Annotated in this window: 17 protein-coding genes; 3 read left to right on the forward strand and 14 right to left on the reverse strand. The window is 36.4% G+C overall.

Annotated features, from left to right (window positions below; all coding sequences use genetic code 11):
* Positions 1–89: 89 nt before the first annotated feature.
* On the forward strand, positions 90–752 hold the full coding sequence (locus COO03_RS13470; protein ID WP_097897666.1) for an excalibur calcium-binding domain-containing protein: 663 nt from the start codon (positions 90–92) through the stop codon (positions 750–752).
* Positions 753–780: 28 nt separating this feature from the next.
* On the opposite strand, the gene COO03_RS13475 is transcribed toward COO03_RS13470, so the two are convergent.
* The 9 genes from COO03_RS13475 to COO03_RS13515 all read right to left on the reverse strand — a co-directional run bounded on the left by COO03_RS13475 (position 781) and on the right by COO03_RS13515 (position 11,006).
* A complete protein-coding gene (locus COO03_RS13475; protein WP_097897667.1) occupies positions 781–2,544 on the reverse strand; it encodes an ABC transporter ATP-binding protein in 1,764 nt (587 codons plus the stop codon).
* The gene (locus COO03_RS13480) at positions 2,544–4,295 is read right to left on the reverse strand and encodes an ABC transporter transmembrane domain-containing protein (protein ID WP_097897668.1); all 1,752 of its coding nucleotides are present in this window, start codon (positions 4,293–4,295) and stop codon (positions 2,544–2,546) included. Before COO03_RS13480 ends, COO03_RS13475 begins: the two co-directional genes overlap by 1 nt.
* Positions 4,296–4,417: 122 nt before the next feature.
* The gene (locus COO03_RS13485; RefSeq protein ID WP_097897669.1) at positions 4,418–4,639 is read right to left on the reverse strand and encodes a YneF family protein; all 222 of its coding nucleotides are present in this window, start codon (positions 4,637–4,639) and stop codon (positions 4,418–4,420) included.
* A 77-nt stretch (positions 4,640–4,716) separates the two neighbouring features.
* Positions 4,717–5,157 carry a sporulation inhibitor of replication protein SirA gene (gene sirA / locus COO03_RS13490; RefSeq protein WP_097897670.1) on the reverse strand — a complete coding sequence of 147 codons (441 nt, stop codon included), beginning with the start codon at positions 5,155–5,157 and terminating at the stop codon, positions 4,717–4,719.
* 157 nt (positions 5,158–5,314) lie between these two features.
* A complete protein-coding gene (tkt, locus tag COO03_RS13495) occupies positions 5,315–7,315 on the reverse strand; it encodes a transketolase (protein WP_097897671.1) in 2,001 nt (666 codons plus the stop codon).
* Positions 7,316–7,582: 267 nt separating this feature from the next.
* Positions 7,583–8,386, reverse strand: coding sequence for a phosphonate ABC transporter, permease protein PhnE (gene phnE, locus COO03_RS13500; protein WP_097897672.1), 804 nt, complete (start codon positions 8,384–8,386; stop codon positions 7,583–7,585).
* Entirely contained in the window at positions 8,386–9,180 is a 795-nt protein-coding gene (gene phnE / locus COO03_RS13505; protein WP_097897673.1) for a phosphonate ABC transporter, permease protein PhnE, read from the reverse strand. Before phnE (COO03_RS13505) ends, phnE (COO03_RS13500) begins: the two co-directional genes overlap by 1 nt.
* Positions 9,177–9,950, reverse strand: a complete 774-nt coding sequence (gene phnC, locus COO03_RS13510) for a phosphonate ABC transporter ATP-binding protein (protein WP_097897674.1) — start codon at positions 9,948–9,950, stop codon at positions 9,177–9,179. Before phnC ends, phnE (COO03_RS13505) begins: the two co-directional genes overlap by 4 nt.
* Positions 9,951–10,067: 117 nt before the next feature.
* Positions 10,068–11,006 carry a phosphate/phosphite/phosphonate ABC transporter substrate-binding protein gene (locus COO03_RS13515; protein WP_097897675.1) on the reverse strand — a complete coding sequence of 313 codons (939 nt, stop codon included), beginning with the start codon at positions 11,004–11,006 and terminating at the stop codon, positions 10,068–10,070.
* A 184-nt stretch (positions 11,007–11,190) separates the two neighbouring features.
* Here COO03_RS13515 and COO03_RS13520 point away from each other — a divergent pair, with 184 nt between their 5' ends.
* Positions 11,191–12,783 (forward strand): bifunctional metallophosphatase/5'-nucleotidase, encoded by a 1,593-nt coding sequence (locus COO03_RS13520; RefSeq protein WP_373605251.1) that lies wholly within the window; start codon positions 11,191–11,193, stop codon positions 12,781–12,783.
* 45 nt (positions 12,784–12,828) lie between these two features.
* Here COO03_RS13520 and COO03_RS13525 read toward each other — a convergent pair whose 3' ends face one another.
* Both COO03_RS13525 and COO03_RS13530 read right to left on the reverse strand, forming a co-directional pair.
* A complete protein-coding gene (locus tag COO03_RS13525; protein ID WP_097897677.1) occupies positions 12,829–13,068 on the reverse strand; it encodes a DUF896 domain-containing protein in 240 nt (79 codons plus the stop codon).
* 45 nt (positions 13,069–13,113) lie between these two features.
* Positions 13,114–13,770, reverse strand: a complete 657-nt coding sequence (locus tag COO03_RS13530; RefSeq protein ID WP_097897678.1) for a YneB family resolvase-like protein — start codon at positions 13,768–13,770, stop codon at positions 13,114–13,116.
* Positions 13,771–13,912: 142 nt separating this feature from the next.
* Here COO03_RS13530 and lexA point away from each other — a divergent pair, with 142 nt between their 5' ends.
* Positions 13,913–14,533 (forward strand): transcriptional repressor LexA, encoded by a 621-nt coding sequence (gene lexA, locus COO03_RS13535; protein ID WP_141523256.1) that lies wholly within the window; start codon positions 13,913–13,915, stop codon positions 14,531–14,533.
* A gap of 28 nt (positions 14,534–14,561) precedes the next feature.
* Here lexA and COO03_RS13540 read toward each other — a convergent pair whose 3' ends face one another.
* From COO03_RS13540 to COO03_RS13550, 3 genes are read right to left on the reverse strand one after another with little or no spacing between them, the layout of a single operon-like run.
* A complete protein-coding gene (locus COO03_RS13540) occupies positions 14,562–15,362 on the reverse strand; it encodes a DUF4097 family beta strand repeat-containing protein (RefSeq protein ID WP_097897679.1) in 801 nt (266 codons plus the stop codon).
* A 5-nt stretch (positions 15,363–15,367) separates the two neighbouring features.
* Positions 15,368–15,910 carry a DUF1700 domain-containing protein gene (locus COO03_RS13545; protein ID WP_097897680.1) on the reverse strand — a complete coding sequence of 181 codons (543 nt, stop codon included), beginning with the start codon at positions 15,908–15,910 and terminating at the stop codon, positions 15,368–15,370.
* Between the two features lie 4 nt (positions 15,911–15,914).
* Positions 15,915–16,226: a PadR family transcriptional regulator gene (locus tag COO03_RS13550; protein ID WP_141523257.1), complete on the reverse strand. Its 312-nt coding sequence runs from the start codon at positions 16,224–16,226 to the stop codon at positions 15,915–15,917.
* Positions 16,227–16,519: the final 293 nt, after the last annotated feature.

The following is a 16,519-nucleotide window of genomic DNA, read 5'->3' on the forward strand; positions in this document are numbered from 1 at the left end:
AAAACAGTTTATAAATTCAACTTTTTGTAAATTCATTATCTAAATTTGTTATACTAACTATTGTGATTTTAATATATAGGGGGAGCACTATGTCAAACAAAACTCAAAAAGAAGAAAACAAACGACGTGGTTGTGGTTGTTTAGGCTGTTTAGGTATTATTATTCTCATAGTAGTTTTACTAGCTTCATGTTTTAATGGCGACAAAAATACTACAAAAAAAGAAACGGAAACTACAGTTACGAAACAAGAAAATAAAGCAACAACACAGCCATCTTCTGAAAAAGAAAATAAGGCTATGGAAACTAAAACAAAGGACGAAAAAAAGACTTATTCAGTTTCTGATTTACAAACTGCATTCCCAGTAAATATGCCTTTCAATGATTACATCAATAAAAATAAAGAGATGAATGTAGATCATCCTGTGGATATTTCATTAGGTAAAGGAAATGTTGGTAAAGTATTACAGGCTACTGATGGCTTAGTAGTAGTTTGTGTTGATGGGGTTAAAGTTTTTGATGTGAAAACATTTGCAACAATGGATGAGGTAAAGCAATTTGAAAAAGATTCTATTGCAAAAACCAAAACAACGTCTGCTACCGCGCCAGACACTAAACAAAATAATACTAACGTACATTACAAATCTTGTGACGAAGCTAGAAAGGCCGGAGCCGCTCCAATAAAAGCTGGTGAACCAGGTTATGCAAAACATTTAGATCGTGACGGCGATGGAATAGCTTGTGATAAAAAATAATTAAGAAAAAAGCCTTCAAAGGCCTTGATTACAAGGCTTTTTGAAGGCTTCCTTTATTCTGAAGTAAATACATATTATAGTATAACCCTTGTTTGCTAAGTAACTCTTGATGTGTTCCTCGTTCTACAATTTCTCCTTCATGCATAACAAATATTTGATCGGCATCTTGTATTGTAGACAACCTGTGTGCAATTGCTATTGTTGTTCTCCCTTTTCTCATGCGCTGCAGTGCTGTTTGAATCGCTTCTTCTGTTTCTGTATCAATATTTGCTGTCGCTTCGTCTAATACTAGTACTTTCGGATTTGTCGCAATTGTTCTCGCAAAAGCAATAAGTTGACGTTGTCCACTTGAGAATGCAGCTCCTCTTTCTACTACTTCAGTATCATACCGCTCTGGTAACTTTTCAATAAACGTATTTGCCTGCACAAAGTGCGCCGCTTCTTCTATTTCTTCATCAGTAATACCTTCATTATACATACGAATATTTTGTTTCACATTTCCTGCAAACAAAAAAGCATCTTGCAGCACAAGACCGATTCTTTTTCGAATTTCCTGCTCCTCAAATTTCTCTAAGTTTACACCGTCTATTAGAATATTCCCTGCTTTAATATTGTAAAATCGCATCAATAAGTTCATAATTGTACTTTTCCCGCTTCCAGTATGTCCAACAAAAGCAATCGTTTGCCCTGGTTTTACATGAAAAGATACATTTTTCAAAACATCACGTTTTCCATCATAGGAAAAGGTAACGTCTTTAAATTCAATTTCACCTTCACGTACTTTCGGCTCTTCATTTCCTTGTTGAACAGGTGCTAAGTCTTTTTCATCCATCAAATGAAAGACACGAGATGACGAAACGAGTGCTTGCTGGAAGAAAGATAGTTTCATCATCATTTCATTTACAGGTTGGAAGAAACGGTCAATATAGTTAACAAAAGCATATAACACCCCAACTTCAACCGGACTATTCAAAGCGTCAATTCCAAATAAGGCAAGCACTAATGCAATCGCTACAATATGAACAAGATCTGTGGCTGGACGTAAAAATAATGCATCTAATTTTAACGTACGGCGCCCAGCACGGTAATGTTTATTATTTACTTCTTCAAATTCTTTTCGCATCCGCTTCTCTTGGCGAAACACTTGCACAATATTCATTCCTTGAATCGATTCATTTAGCTTTGCATTTAAAATACTCAATTGATTACGAAGCTCTAAATAAAACATAGAGCTCTTTCGGCGATACATCGCCATAACGGTCAACATAATTGGAATTAATAAAAGGGAAAACAACGCAAGTTTCACATCTAGTAAAAACATCGCTACTAAAATTCCAATTAAAAACACCACATTTTTTACAAATGTTGATAACACACTCACATAGAAGTCTTTAATCGCTTCTGTATCATTTGTTATACGCGATACAAGCGTACCAATTGGTGTACGATCAAAAAAGCTTAGTGACAACCTTTGTACATGTTCATACACCTCAACGCGCATATCTTGCACAATTTTGAACGCAATATTTTGGAAATACAGTAAATTTAAATACGTAAATAAAACCTTTAACAAATGAGCAATCATGTATACAACAAATAAAGTCACAAGTGCCGACTGTTCAAAGTTACGCGGAACTAGATGTTCATCAAGAAACTGCTTAATTAAAAACGGCCCCATCATTTCTGTAACAGTTGCACCAACTAGAAATAAGAATGCCAGTGATAATAAGCCTTTATATGGTTTCATGTAAGACAGCAATCGCCACAAATCACTTCTTTTTTTCTCAGTCATTATATGCCCCCTTTCTCAACTAACGCCTCTAACTGTTGACTTTCATACATCTCTTTATACCAGCCATTTTGTTCCATTAGTTGTTCATGTGTTCCTCGCTGTACAATTCCCCCCTCCTCAACAACAAGAATAAGGTTTGCATGTTGAATGGCACTTAATCGATGCGCCGTAATAATCGTTGTTTTTTGCGCCCTTTCTCGTTTCAAAGCAGTTAAAATTGTTTCCTCTGTCTTTGCATCAACTGCGGATAAGCAATCATCTAAAATCAAAATTTCAGCATCCGTTAATAACGCACGTGCAATAGAAATCCGCTGTTTTTGTCCACCTGATAAGGAAACCCCTCTCTCCCCGACTACCGTATCGTATCCTTCCGGAAACCGAACAATATCATCGTGGATACAAGCGATATCAGCAGCACGCGTAATTTCTTTATATGTAGCATCTACCTTTCCAAACGCAATATTTTCACCTATACTTGCTGAAAATAAAAAATGATCCTGCGGCACATATGAAATAGCAGATCGAATACCGTGAAGCGTCATATCACGAATATCTTGATTCCCCACTTTTAATCCCCCATTAAAATGATCATATTCCCTGATTAAACATTTTAATAACGTTGTTTTTCCTGCGCCTGTCCGTCCAACAACCCCTAATGTTTCACCCTTTTTCAAAGTAAAATAAATGTCCTCTAAATGAAGAGTTTCATTTTTCTTATAAGAAAACGTATCAATTGCAAACGAAATATCACCGCTTGCCACATTATGTATTGCATCCTCTTTATTCACAACATCTGAAGTCTGTGATAGGATTTTTTCCACGCGGTCATACGATGCGCGTCCGCGTTCCATGATATTAAAAAGCCATCCAAACGCCAGCATCGGCCAAACAAGCGTCCCTAAGTATGTTGTAAATGTGATCAATTCACCAACTGTTAATTCGCCGCGTACAACTAAGAGCGATCCATAACAAACAGCAATTAAAAACGAAAAACCGACAATAAGAGCAATTGTTGGATCAAATAAAGAATCAATACGTGCTACCAGCATATTTTTATGTACAACATCTTCCGACTTCTTTCGAAACGCCTGTAAATCTTCCTTTTCTTGACCAAGCGAGCGAATGACCTTCATTCCACTCATACTTTCTTGTACTTTATCATTGATTTCAGAAAACGCTTGTTGTGCTTTATGGAAGCGTCTGTGTAATAAAGTACCATAATAATTAGTAGAAATTGCTACAATCGGCATGGGAATTAAACTTACTAGCGTTAACTTCCAACTAATAGTAAACCCCATAGCCACCAGTACACATCCACCCACAGCTAACGAATCAACAAGTGTTAATACACCCGATCCAGCAGTTTGTTGAATTGCTTGAATATCATTTGTTGCATGCGCCATTAGATCACCTGTACGATGTGATTGATAAAAAGATGGACTCATATTCGTAAAATGTTCATATAACTTCTTTCGTAATTGGCGTGCAAGCTTCAAAGAAGATCCAAAAATCATAATACGCCATATATAACGTAATATGTACATTGTAATTCCGACAACAACTAAAAGAACAACCCATTTTAACAATTTTTCAGATGTCAATGTTTGATTGTTAATTTCGTCTACAACAATTCCAATTACTTTGGGTGCTACAAGTTCAAGAAGTGCTACACCAAACAACAAAATAATGCCCGTTATGTACGCCCGTTTCTCTTGTTTAAAAAACCAAGCTAAATTAAAAAATACTTTCATTATATCCCCTCCCCTAAAATGAGCGATGTTTTCAGTTTACCAAAAATACAGAATTTTTAAAAGTTTTAAATATTTAATTTACCCAAAAGGAAAGGGCACTCTTATCGAGTGCCCTTCAGCGCTTATTTCATTTGTTGTTTGTTCATTGCGCTCATCATTTGATTGATTTTCTTTTGGGATGGTTTTTGTCCCATTTGCATCATCATCATTTTTAACATTTGTTCATTAATTGGTGGATTTTTTTGTAAGTAATTCATCATATATTTGCGGGCGATGAAAAATCCTAACGCCACGCCTGCTACTAGTGCTAATACGCCCACTAGAACAACTACCCAAACTGACATATATTTTCCTCCTTCATGTTGTCTACCTTACAGTGTACTAAAACCTTTTCAATAAGACAAGATTGTATTCGACATTTTTACACATATGTTCGTACTTGTTTCAAAGGATTTAGCCAACCATACTTTTTATTTTCATAATCCATTGCTAAAAATGTCAATTCACATTTCCTGAGTACTTCAAAAAAAGTCGTTTCCATTGAAGCATTTCCAGATGTGCTCATTTGAATATATTGTGATTTTACCGTTATTTCTCCATACTCTGCCCCAGTATAAAGCATGTGTGTATGATGTGTTCTATCATATTTCCCGAGCCTACGTAAAGCTTGTTCTAATTTATGGTGAATTTTCATTACTTGTAATGGCATCGTAATATACTTCATCTGCTTATATAACACTTTCTTTTCCGAAAGGGAACCAGATTCTGAAAATCGAGCAAATAAATCGAAAAACAAATATTCACGACCAAAGTATGTCTTCGCAATATCTTCTTGAATTAAATACAATTCATATGTTTTCATTTTTCCCCTCCCGATCTGGACAACCTTTTTCTCTAAATTATATAGAAGAAAATATGCAATGATTGTCTGACTACGGAGAAAGAAAAAACTTTTTCTGTCGAATAAACTCATTTACATAGAAAAATCTCTCCATGCCGGAGAGATTTTTCACAAATCATTAAAGCATTTCTTTTACTTTGCGAACAACATTTTCTACAGTGAATCCATACTCTTCCATGATCTTTTCACCAGGAGCAGAAGCACCGAATGTATCGATACCTAGTACATCTCCCTCAAGACCAACGTAACGGTGCCATCCGAATGTAGCACCCATTTCGATTGCGAAACGTTTTGTTACTGCTTTTGGTAATACAGATTCTTTGTACTCAGCAGATTGTGCTTCAAAGCGATCCATAGATGGCATGCTGACAACAGTTGCATCAACACCATCTGCCGCTAATGCTTTTTGCGCTTCAATTGCTAAGCTTACTTCAGAACCAGCTGCAAGTAAAATTACATCAGCTGTTTCTTTCTTGCTTGCAGAAACGACATATGCACCTTTTGCTACTTTTTCATAAGTATCGTCTTTTGCACCTTCTAATGTTGGAAGATCTTGACGAGTTAAGACTAATGCAGTTGGTGTTTTTGTAGATTCTAACGCTAATTTCCAAGCTGCAACAGATTCGTTACCATCAGCAGGACGAATAACAGATACATTCGGCATTGCACGAAGCGCTGCTAAATGTTCAACTGGTTCATGCGTTGGACCATCTTCACCAACAGCGATGCTGTCATGTGTAAACACATATGTTACAGGCAATTGCATTAACGCTGCAAGACGAATTGCTGGACGTAAGTAGTCAGAGAATACGAAGAACGTACCACCGTAAGTTTTTAAACCGCCATGAAGTGCAATACCGTTCATTGCTGCTCCCATTGCGAACTCACGTACACCGTACCAAATGTTTTTACCGCTGTAATCATCTCTTGTAAAGTCTTTTTCGTTATTCATGTATGTTTTGTTAGAACCAGCAAGGTCAGCAGATCCACCGAAGAATGATGGTACAGACTCTGCAATTGCATTAATTACAGCACCTGAAGAATTACGAGTTGCTGCTTTTGATCCTAATTCATAAGTTGGTAAGTTTTTCTCCCAACCTTCTGGAAGTTGACCGTTCATTGCTGCTTGCAGTTCGTTTGCTAATTCTGGATATGCTTGTGCATATTCACCTAACATAGTGTTCCACTCTGCTTGCGCAGTTTCACCAACATCTTGTACTGTTTTACGGAAGTTATCATATACTTCTTCTGCTACATGGAAGTCTTGCTCAGCAGTCCAAGCATATGCTTCTTTTGTTAATTTTGTTTCGTCTACGCCAAGTGGAGAACCGTGTGAAGCAGATTTTCCTGATTTATTTGGAGAACCGAAACCAATTGTTGTTCTTACTTCAATTAGCGTTGGGCGTTTTTCGTCAGCTTTCGCTTCCTCAATTGCTTTCGCAATCGTTTCCACATCGTTTCCATCCTCAACACGGATTACTTGCCAACCGTATGCTTTATAACGATCTTCTACACTTTCAGAGAATGAACGATTTAAATCACCATCTAATGAAATATCATTAGAATCGTATAACACAACAAGTCGACCTAATCCTAAGTGTGCAGCTAACGAAGATGCTTCAGCAGAAACGCCTTCCATTAAATCGCCATCACCACAAATTGCGTATGTGTAGTGATCAACTACATTGTAAGCATCGCGGTTATACTTCGCTGCTAAATGTCTTTCAGCCATTGCCATACCAACAGCTGTTGAAATACCTTGTCCAAGTGGACCAGTTGTTGCATCTACACCTGCAGTATGACCATACTCAGGATGTCCTGGAGTTTTACTTCCCCATTGACGGAAGTTCTTTAAATCGTCCATTGTTACGTCGTAACCAGATAGATGAAGTAGGCTGTATAATAACATTGAACCATGACCTGCAGATAATACGAAACGATCGCGGTTAAACCACGTTGGGTTATTTGGATTATGTTTCATAAATTGTGTCCATAATGTATAGGCCATTGGTGCTGCACCCATTGGCATTCCTGGATGACCAGAGTTTGCTTTTTCAATCGCATCAATGGATAATGTGCGAATCGTGTTGATAGAAAGTTGTTCGATTGAATGTGACATGCTATTCTTCCCTTCGCTTATATTAGTAAACGTTTTACACATTTATATGATAGCTTCCCACGCAAGATTATACAACATGTATCGACAAATATGTTGATGTTTTTTGATTTTTTTGTGACAAAGCTTTGATTTCCAACATGTATGGGTATTCAATCCGCCATACTTTTTCACTGTTTTTATTTTGGTAATAAAAGGAATTAACTACATCTTCATTTATTACTATTACTGACACTCCATATCCTTATAAACAAGCCAAAAAGTTTTATTTTATACAACCCGTTTTCGAATTGAACTGGAAATAAAATCAATGATAATAACCATCATAATAATCCCAAGTAAAATGATTCCTACACGGGGCCAATTTCGAGAGCTTAATGCAAAAATAAGTGGTGTACCAATTCCCCCTGCCCCGATAACACCTAAAATTGTGGCAGAGCGAACATTAATTTCAAATCGATAGAGCGTATAAGATAAAAAGTCCGGTAATACTTGCGGCAATACTGCATACCAAAGTACTTGAAAACGGTTTGCTCCAGTAGCAACAAGTGCCTCAGTAGGACCTTTCTCTATATTTTCAATTCCTTCAGAATACAATTTCCCTAACATACCAATTGAATGCAATCCTAAAGCTAACACACCTGCAAAAGAACCAGGACCCACTGCTTTTATAAATAGAAGAGCCATAACTAATTCAGGAAACGTACGAATAAAACTGAGCACAAATTTCCCTGCTGACGATGTTACTTTTCCTGTACTCATATTTGCCGCCGCCCAAAATGCAAATGGTATGGACAAAAAAGCAGATACAAATGTCCCTAATATAGCAATTGCTAGCGTATCAATTAAACCGTGCAACAAATCCTCACCATCTGGTGAAGATACATATGCCCAATCTGGATTTACTATCCCAGTCATAATCGCCTTAGTAATTTGTCCAGCTGTGTCCTTTATTCCCTCAACAGGCACTCCTGAAAATGCCCATACATATAAGACCGCAAGTGCAATAAGAATAATCCAGCGATATAAACTTAGTTTCTTCGGTTTTGGCACAATTATTGTCGGTTTACTCATCATAATTTCTCCCGTAATACTGTACTTATATAATCAATCATCAATACAACAACAAGCGTATAGATAATAATAGAAGCGGTTTGTTGATATTGTAAAAATCCAAGTGTGCGATCATAGTATAATCCGATCCCACCTGCCCCGACTAAACCTAAAACAGCCGCTGCACGTACGTTTACTTCAAATGTATATAATACATAAGAAACAAAATGCGCCATTACTTGTGGAATCACTCCATATACGATCCACTGCACTTTATTCGCCCCTACAGCTGTCATCGCTTCTAATGGACCTGAATCAATTGATTCAATCGTTTCATATAATAATTTTGCAATCAGTCCAACTGAAAAAAACGTAAGAGCTAAAATACCTGGAAGTGGACCAATTCCAAAAATTGCAACAAAAATCGCTGCTAATAATAGATCTGGTATCGTCCGAATAAAATTTAAAATAAATCGAGCCGGACCATACAAAATAGGAGTTGAAAACACATTATTGGCCGCTAATAAAGCAAGTGGAATAGCCAGAATTGCCCCTAAAGTTGTTCCGATGATAGCCATTCGAATCGTATCCAAAATGGCAGGGGTAATTGTCTTAAAATAACTCCAATCTGGAGGCACCATTTCTCTAAGCAAATCCAACATATTTGGCAAACCTGTTACAAGCTTTGAAAATGATGCCTCCACTTGTATACTACTTCCCCAAAATAATAAAATGATAAGAATAAAAGTTAACAAATGCTTCAGTTTGCTCGAGGGCTTTGGTATTGTTTTCGTATTTATTGTTAGCTCACTCATTTAACCGCCACTCCTAAGAATTCATGTTTTTGAGCAGAACGACCATAAATTTCAGCAAATTTCTCGTCAGTTGCTTCTTCTACCGGTCCATCAAACACTATTTCCCCTGCATGCAATCCAATGATACGCGTTGCATATTCCCTTGCCAAATCAATAGAATGTAAGTTTACAATTGTCGTAATCCCAAATTCCTGGTTGATTTGCTTTAAATCATCCATCACTTGTTTCGTAGTAAGTGGATCTAAAGAAGCAACTGGTTCATCTGCTAAAATGATTTTCGCTTCCTGTGCTAATGCTCTCGCAATTGAAACACGTTGCTGTTGACCTCCTGATAATTCATCAGCCCTCGTATATGCTTTTTCTAAAATATTCACACGTTCTAGTGCCCGAAATGCAAGCTCTACGTCCTGTTTCGGAAAAAGTCCTAGTGTTGTACGCAGTGTAGAATGATATCCAACACGTCCAGCTAATACATTCTTTAATACAGTAGACCTCTTTACAAGGTTAAAACTTTGAAAGATCATGCCAATATCGCGGCGAAGACGCCGTAATCCTTTTCCTGTTGCAGCTGTAATCGATTGTCCATCAATTACAATTTCTCCTTCTGTAATTTCATGAAGCCTATTAATAGATCGAAGAAGTGTTGATTTTCCAGCTCCGGATAAACCAACCATTACAACAAATTCACCTTTATGTATCTTCATATTAATATTGCGCAAACCTTTTGTACCATTCGGATATACTTTAGAAACGTTTTGAAATTCTATCACACATCTTACCTACTTTCTAAATGTTATAAGAAACCGAAAAACGGCTAACTAACTGAAACTGAATAACATTTCAGCTAGTTAGCCATTTTTCATTATCATTCAAAACTCTCCTATGGATTACTGCGTTTTTACTTTCTTTCCGTAGTCACGAACGATATCAAATTTACTATCATCAGATTTCACATATCCTTCATGTGAATATACCTCTTTAATAATTTTATGACCTTCTTCACTCTTTCCAATTTCAATAAACGCATCTTGTAATTTTTTACTCCATTCAGCATCTAAATCAGAACGTACAGAAATCGTATCATTTGGAATTTTTTCTGTGAACTTCACAATTTTAGTCTTATCAAATACATCTGGATAATCTTTTTTAACAATATTACGAGCATCTTGGAATACAACCGCCGCATCAACATCACCGTTTAAAAGTGCAATAATAGATTGGTCATGGCCTTTTAATGTAACAGGTTTCACATCTTTTAACGGATCAATGCCCTCTTTCATTAACACTGCCGCTGGCCACACATATCCTGCAGAAGATGTTACATCTTGATATCCGATTTTTTTACCTTTTAAATCGTTAATACTATTAATATTGGAATCTTTCTTTACGACAAACTCAGATTTATAAAAGTCCACTAAATCTTTTGTAGGCTCTCCTGTCGAATCATCTACCCCAAAGCGTTGCGCCTGTAATATTACATTCGCCGCTTTCTTTTCATGTGCTAACACATATGCAGTCGGTGGCAGAAAGCCCACATCCACTTGCTTAGATGCCATCGCTTCTACAATTGTATTGTAATTTGTTGAAACACTGACCTTTACAGGAATATTAAGCTTATCACTTAACAATTTTTCTAATGGTTTTGCTTTTGCCTCTAACGTATCAGCATTTTGTGAAGGAACGAACTGAACATTTAATGTTTTGGGCACATACCCTTTTTTCGTATCTTCATCTTTACTTGCACTTGATTCTTTTGCTCCACAACCACTCAATAAACCGACCGCTAGTACAGCTGTTACTCCCATTGCGAAAACCTTTTTGAACATATCAAAGCCTCCAATTTTTTAAGTTATAAAATGACAAGCCGTAAACATGTAGAAATATAACATAGATTTTTCCATACGGGAGTTTATTTACAGAATATTTACACATTCTAAACATTCTAAACATTCTACACATCCCCATTCAATATTATCTGTTATGATTAGTATTAGATAATTTTGAACGGGGATGATACTTTTGAACCAACATGATACTGTACACATAAATCTTCTATTAACAAGCGATGTACACGGTACTGTTTATCCACTGCACTATCAAAATAACGAAACAGCAGAAATAGGGTTAGCAAAAATAGCAACCCGTATCAAACAAGAGCGTTCCCAATGTGAACATGTAATTGTAATCGACAATGGTGATTTCATTCAAGGAACTCCATTCACTTATCACTACGCTACATATGAGCAACATAAAAACAATCCAATGACTCTACTCGCCAATCACATCAGTTATGATGCAGCCATTATTGGAAATCACGAGTTTAATTATGGAATGGATGTATTAAACAAAGCGGTATCAGATTCAACTATGCCCTATCTATCCGCAAATATTTTAAATAAGCAGACAAAAAAACCTTACTTTGGGAAACCATATATCATTAAACATATACAACCTACTATAAAAATCGCTATCTTGGGAGTTACAACGCATTACATTCCGAATTGGGAGTTGCCGCATCATATTAAAGATTTACTATTTGAAGATGCGTTAGAAACAACAAAAAAATGGGTTTCTCACATTCGTAAACACGAGCAACCAGACTTATTAGTCGTAGCATATCACGGTGGTTTTGAACGTGATTTACAAACTGGAGAACCGACGGAAATTTTAACAGGAGAAAATCAAGGATATGCAATGTGCCAAGAAATAGAAGGAATCGATATATTATTAACTGGACACCAACACCGCTATATTTCTAATACAAAAGTAAACGGTGTAACAATTTTACAAACTGGATGTAATGGCCATTCATTAGGGAAAGTTCAAGTGGAGTTAGAACAAAATAACAATCGGTGGATAATCAAGAAATGTCATTCAGAACTGTTATCTGCACAAGGTGTTCAAGCAGACGAAGAAGTGCTTGAACTTGTATCTAGCTATGAAAGCCAGACACAAAAATGGCTCGATCAGCCAATCGGCACCATCATTGGTGACATGCGAATTCATGATGCAATGCAAGTACGTTTACAAGATCATCCCTTTATCGAATTTATAAATAAAGTACAAATGGAAGTAGCTGGAGTCAACATTTCTTGTACAAGCCTGTTTCATAATGAATCTTCTGGCTTTCCAAAACATATTACAATGAGAGATATTGTTTCAAATTATATTTATCCAAATACATTAAGGGTCATACGTGTTACAGGGAAAGATATAAAAGAAGCTCTTGAACTATCTGCTGAATATTTCACGTTGCATACAGATGGGGAAATTATTGTAAACCCGGCTTATATTGAGCCAAAACCGCAGCATTATAATTACGATATGTGGGAAGGAATTTCCTACATATTAGACATTTCAAAACCAGTTGGTGAAAGAGTGGTTTCCTTACAATACGACGGGACCCCTATTCAATTTGATCAAGAATATGATGTAGTCATGAATAATTATCGTGCAAGTGGGGGAGGAAATTATTTTATGTATCAAAATAAGCCCATCGTAAAAGATGTACCCATTGATATGTCCGAACTTATTGCGAATTACATATTAGAACGAGGAACAATTGAAGCGACAACTAACCAGAATTGGAAAGTTATCAAATAACCAATGTTTCTATTAAAATCAAAAAAGATGGGCTCTGCCCATCTTTTAATTTAATTTTTCATTATCTTGCTTCTTTAGTGCTTTTAATTTCGACGGGGTAATATCTTTCCCCTCTTCGTTAACGACTTTAATTCCTTTTAATTCGTTTAGCATATTTTGACGAAATCCTTTTAAATATTGTTCACGGAGCGATTGGCGCTCACGTTGTTCTTCTTCAGTTAAACCTTCAGCTTTTGCTTTTTTCGCTAAGAAGTTAATACGTTCAATGAGTTCGTGACTTAGCATCTCGAATCCCCTTTCTACTTAAAACTGATTATTATCATACAATAGTTAGTCCTGTTTATCAAGCAATTGCTTCGTATACTCCACGTATCTGCGGTGTACCGTAGCTTTTGATACATCATGCCCAAAGCCACGAAGTGTCGCAGCAATTTCTTCAAATGTTAATTCATTTCGGCGCAACCGTACAATCTCTTCAATTGGTACTTCTTTTTTCTCACGCCCTGTACTTAAATGACGATTTTTTAGATTTTTTTCTGGGCGAAATCCTTTTTCTACCGCTCTTTGCATACCACGTTTAATCTTTAAATTATGAATTTTTCTCTGATATTCTTCTACTATGCCAATAATATTGAGTACCATTGAATCAGAATCTGAAAGCTGTAATTCACCATTATGCGTATGTGTGTACACTTTTACTCCTTCTTTATGTAAACAGTGCATTAAAGCAATCTTTGCATTCCCTCTACCAAGACGTGTTTCATCTTGAATAAGTAGTACATCAACCTGTTCATCCCGAATGATATCTAGTACCTCTAATATACCATCACGCTCAATTGTATAGCCGCTCGCCTGCTCCTCAATTACCTTGATAACATTCATTTGATACCGATCAGCTAAATGCAACAATTCATCTTTTTGACGTGCTAACGATGTTTCCTGCGCTTCTTTTGTTGTACTTACACGAGCATAAATGATTGCATTCATTTTGAAACCCTCTTCCTCATTTTGATTTTTCTATTAGTTTAGCATAAATTCAGATTCTGTTCGAACTTATGTTTGTAGAATATTTTTTCGCGTGTTATACTTATTAATAAGAAAATTAAAAGAAAACGAGGTGTTAAAAAACATGGAAAAGTTAACAAAGCGCCAGCAAGACATTCTCGACTTCATTAAACTAAAAGTACAAGAAAAAGGTTATCCACCTTCCGTACGTGAAATTGGTCAAGCAGTCGGCCTTGCTTCTAGTTCTACAGTGCACGGACATTTATCACGTCTAGAAGAGAAAGGTTATATTCGACGTGATCCAACAAAACCAAGAGCCATTGAAATCTTGGGAGACGAAAGAATTAACACAAACACACAATCAGTTGTTCAAGTACCAATTGTCGGAAAAGTTACAGCTGGTTTACCGATTACAGCCGTTGAAAGTGTAGAAGAACACTTCCCACTTCCTGCAAGCATCGTTGCTGGAGCAGATCAAGTTTTTATGTTACGAATTTCTGGAGATAGTATGATTGAAGCAGGTATCTTCGATGGAGATTTAGTGGTTGTTCGCCAGCAGCATTCTGCATACAATGGTGAGATTGTGGTTGCATTAACAGAAGATAACGAAGCAACAGTAAAACGTTTTTATAAGGAAAAGGATCATTTTCGCTTACAACCGGAAAACTCTTCCCTTGAACCTATCATTTTAAAACAAGTATCGGTTATCGGGAAAGTAATTGGCGTATATCGTGATTTACATTAAAAAAATAGACCTTCTCTGGTCTATTTTTTTAATTCACTTCAATTGTAACGTCTCCAGCAGACGTTTTCCCATTAATTTTCACACTACCATTTCCAAGCGTTATATCCCTATCTTCTTCCTTAAAAATTCTCACTTCCCCTGCATAAGTCTTTCCACTGACAGTCGCATCTTGAGGCTTCTCGAGTAAACGAATATTAATATCTCCAGCAGTTGAACTTGCTTCCACATCGTATTTAGAGTCATGATCAATAACATCCACATCTCCACCTGTTGTTTTCGCTACAACTTTCCCGCTTACTTGCTTTACTTTTATTTCACCAGCTTCAGAAGACCCTTCGACCTTTTTTGCCGTTATTTTCTCTAATTCTACGTCCCCACCAAGCGTCGAAACGTTTACATAATCACTTTTTATATCACTCACTTCTATTTTCCCTGCAGATGAATTCACCTTTAATTCTTGATATGCTCGTTCTGGAATAACAACCGTTATTTCAGGCGTTTTAAACCCAAAAGATAAAAATGAAAAATCAAATGAAATTCCTTTTTTCACTTTTCCTTGCACCTTTAATGTATCGTCTTTTTCATCAATAGTAACTTTTTGGTTTTCCAAATTACCTGACTGTTTTACATAAAAAGAGGAATCATTCCCTTTCTGAATCGTAACATCTCCAGCGTCCAAAGCAATTTCTACATTCTTAATTGCTTCATTTTTAATAACCTTTTCCATGTCTCCCTTTTCCACTGTAGCTACTGTTTTTGTATATGTTTGCGATATACCAATCACTCCAATAATGATACACGCAACAGCCCCTAACAATATTTTTTTCAATTTCCCTATCCCCCTTTAATCATTTTGAGATTCCAATTGACATAGCGCACACAAAAATTTTTAAACCAGTTTGTACAGTAGTAAGCTCCTATGCACAACAATAACCCCACGCCAACAAACGTAATAGCAACAAATACATCCAGCCATAAGAAATTGCCCATTAGTATTTTAATGATTACAAAGAATGGTGAAATTACACTGGCAATTCCGCCAACCCAAAGCGCAAATATAAAACTTACAATTGCGATTAAAGGACCTAATACAATAATAAAATTTAATAAACTAAGACCAATTGCTGCCATTACAGCTCTTGTTATATTGGAAGCAGAAGGATCCTTTTTCATCTCATCAAAACGATATAAAGCTAGCATTTCTTTCGCAATTGTTTTTGGCGAACCGAGCCCTTTTACAATTTCAGATTCTGTCTTCCCCTCTTCGAATCCAAACTGAAAATGCTCTTCATAGTCATATGAAATATCTCGCCTTTCTTCTTCTGGGAGCTTTCTAAGCTGTTCCGATAATTCGCAAAGAAACTGTTCTTTATTCATCCCATTACACCTCTTCAATAATTTCTTGTACCCCTTTAGCAAAATCGCGCCACTCCGTTACAAGTGAATGGAGCTGTGCTTCCCCTTGATTTGTTAATTGATAATATTTACGCGGTGGCCCTTCCGTTGATTCTTTTAAATACGTTTGAAAATACCCCTCTTTTGTTAACCGACGGAGTAACGGGTACACCGAGCCTTCTGATATTAAAAATTTATTGGAGATTTGCTGAACGAGTTCATAACCGTAGCAATCTTTTCTTTTCACAAGTGCCAGTACACAAAGCTCTAGCACGCCTTTTTTAAACTGGACGTTCAAAGACAATCCTCCTTCCCAGTCAGTACTATTCAATATAAGGTACTTACTTTAACCATAATATACCATTTACTATTATTTATTGCAAGGTACTGTTGTCTATGTAATAAATGTTTACTCCCCTCTTTTCCTTACACTATATTAATTAAAAAAATCACATCTCATTGAGACATGAGTTTCTATTTAAAAAGGTTCTTTTTAGTTATTACCTGATACCGGTTGATCTATGTTTCTAGTGAAATATTTTTATATCAAAACAAAACAATTAAAAAACGCAGAGTAGGATTTCCTTAGAT

The organism is Bacillus sp. AFS098217, from assembly GCF_002551815.1.
Taxonomy (GTDB): Bacteria; Bacillota; Bacilli; order Bacillales; family Bacillaceae_G; genus Bacillus_A.

What these genes read in the sequence shown, in the direction of transcription:
- COO03_RS13470 (WP_097897666.1), top strand. Translation starts at nt 90, where the DNA reads ATGTCAAACAAAACTCAAAAAGAAGAAAACAAACGACGTGGTTGTGGT.
- COO03_RS13475 (WP_097897667.1), bottom strand. Translation starts at nt 2,544, where the DNA reads ATGACTGAGAAAAAAAGAAGTGATTTGTGGCGATTGCTGTCTTACATG.
- COO03_RS13480 (WP_097897668.1), bottom strand. Translation starts at nt 4,295, where the DNA reads ATGAAAGTATTTTTTAATTTAGCTTGGTTTTTTAAACAAGAGAAACGG.
- COO03_RS13485 (WP_097897669.1), bottom strand. Translation starts at nt 4,639, where the DNA reads ATGTCAGTTTGGGTAGTTGTTCTAGTGGGCGTATTAGCACTAGTAGCA.
- sirA (WP_097897670.1), bottom strand. Translation starts at nt 5,157, where the DNA reads ATGAAAACATATGAATTGTATTTAATTCAAGAAGATATTGCGAAGACA.
- tkt (WP_097897671.1), bottom strand. Translation starts at nt 7,315, where the DNA reads ATGTCACATTCAATCGAACAACTTTCTATCAACACGATTCGCACATTA.
- phnE (WP_097897672.1), bottom strand. Translation starts at nt 8,386, where the DNA reads ATGAGTAAACCGACAATAATTGTGCCAAAACCGAAGAAACTAAGTTTA.
- phnE (WP_097897673.1), bottom strand. Translation starts at nt 9,180, where the DNA reads ATGAGTGAGCTAACAATAAATACGAAAACAATACCAAAGCCCTCGAGC.
- COO03_RS13515 (WP_097897675.1), bottom strand. Translation starts at nt 11,006, where the DNA reads ATGTTCAAAAAGGTTTTCGCAATGGGAGTAACAGCTGTACTAGCGGTC.
- COO03_RS13520 (WP_373605251.1), top strand. Translation starts at nt 11,191, where the DNA reads ATGATACTTTTGAACCAACATGATACTGTACACATAAATCTTCTATTA.
- COO03_RS13525 (WP_097897677.1), bottom strand. Translation starts at nt 13,068, where the DNA reads ATGCTAAGTCACGAACTCATTGAACGTATTAACTTCTTAGCGAAAAAA.
- COO03_RS13530 (WP_097897678.1), bottom strand. Translation starts at nt 13,770, where the DNA reads ATGAATGCAATCATTTATGCTCGTGTAAGTACAACAAAAGAAGCGCAG.
- lexA (WP_141523256.1), top strand. Translation starts at nt 13,913, where the DNA reads ATGGAAAAGTTAACAAAGCGCCAGCAAGACATTCTCGACTTCATTAAA.
- COO03_RS13545 (WP_097897680.1), bottom strand. Translation starts at nt 15,910, where the DNA reads ATGAATAAAGAACAGTTTCTTTGCGAATTATCGGAACAGCTTAGAAAG.